The 1,125-nt window shown below is 34.2% G+C and carries 3 protein-coding genes; all 3 read left to right on the plus strand.

Translation table 11 applies throughout. The features are described 5' to 3' along the window. On the plus strand, nt 1-230 hold a 230-nt coding region (locus U9P79_01465; GenBank protein ID MEA2103297.1), incomplete at its 5' end, for an HNH endonuclease signature motif containing protein. A gap of 62 nt (nt 231-292) precedes the next feature. Then, entirely contained in the window at nt 293-463 is a 171-nt protein-coding gene (locus U9P79_01470) for a hypothetical protein (protein MEA2103298.1), read from the plus strand. Continuing rightward, on the plus strand, nt 451-960 hold the full coding sequence (locus U9P79_01475; GenBank protein ID MEA2103299.1) for a hypothetical protein: 510 nt from the start codon (nt 451-453) through the stop codon (nt 958-960). Before U9P79_01470 ends, U9P79_01475 begins: the two co-directional genes overlap by 13 nt. Nucleotides 961-1,125: the final 165 nt, after the last annotated feature.

Below are 1,125 nucleotides of genomic sequence, written 5' to 3' on the forward strand. Positions count from 1 at the left end.
AAATTCTCACAAAAATGGAATGGCTCAAGCAGTTATCAGAAATGTTTGATGAGGTAGATTATACATGCCAAATATGCGGAAGGCAATTCCAGGCGGATGCCCATTGCCTTTGCGGGCATCATATCAAGACCAGAGGAGCAGGCGGGGGCGATGAAGCTGAGAATATTAAAATATTGTGTAAATCATGCCACCATGATGTGCATAATGGATTGATTAAAATAAATTCTTGACAAATTGTTATAACCCGTGTATATGTTATACAGGACATAAATCTTAATAAAGGAAATAAACAATGGACAAACACAAAGGCAGACCATTAACAGCATGGGTGGATGAAGATATACATAAATGGATTGAAACAATTGCAGAAAAATTTGAATGGACAAAATCATATGTGGTCAGAAAGATCTTTCTCGAAGCTATATATAGAGATGAAGAGGAGAAAAAAGAATGGATGGCTTAACATATATCAAACGCGGATATATTCTTTTAGCCAAAAAAATTCAAAAATCCAAAATTTACCATATGCGCCGTTTTCACAGAGAGATATGGGTTCACCTACTCATAAACACTTGTTTCAAGCAAAAACAAGGCAAAAACCGCCTTGAAAGAGGACAATTATATACTTCTTATGCTCAAGTCGCAGAAGACCTACATTGGTTTGAAAATAAGAAAAAATGTAAATATACGCATAAACAAATTGAAAATGCGTTTAAAACGTTCAGAAATGAGAAAATGATAGTTACTGAACAAAAGCCAAGAGGTTTAATTATAACTATCTGTAATTACAAAAAATATCAAAATTTTGAAAATTATAATAACCAACGTGGGGACGCAGAAAAATCCGAAAACATAATAAATTTAAATGGTTACAAAGATAAAAATCATAACCAGGGGACGCAGTGGGCGAACCAGGGGACGCAGATTTCCTTAAAGAACACTGAAAATAGGTATTCTTGAGCAATTTAAAAGCGAACCAGGGGACGCCATTACTTAATATACACCAGTTAGCATACTATAGAGTTAGTATATACTAGTTTAAGGAGATAGGGAATATGAACTTTGACAGCGATAGAAAACAATTTTTGGATATCCTAACTTCTTGGAAAACTTTTCAAACTTTCC

This window comes from Candidatus Cloacimonadota bacterium (assembly GCA_034661015.1).
GTDB lineage: Bacteria > Cloacimonadota > Cloacimonadia > JGIOTU-2 > JGIOTU-2 > JAYEKN01.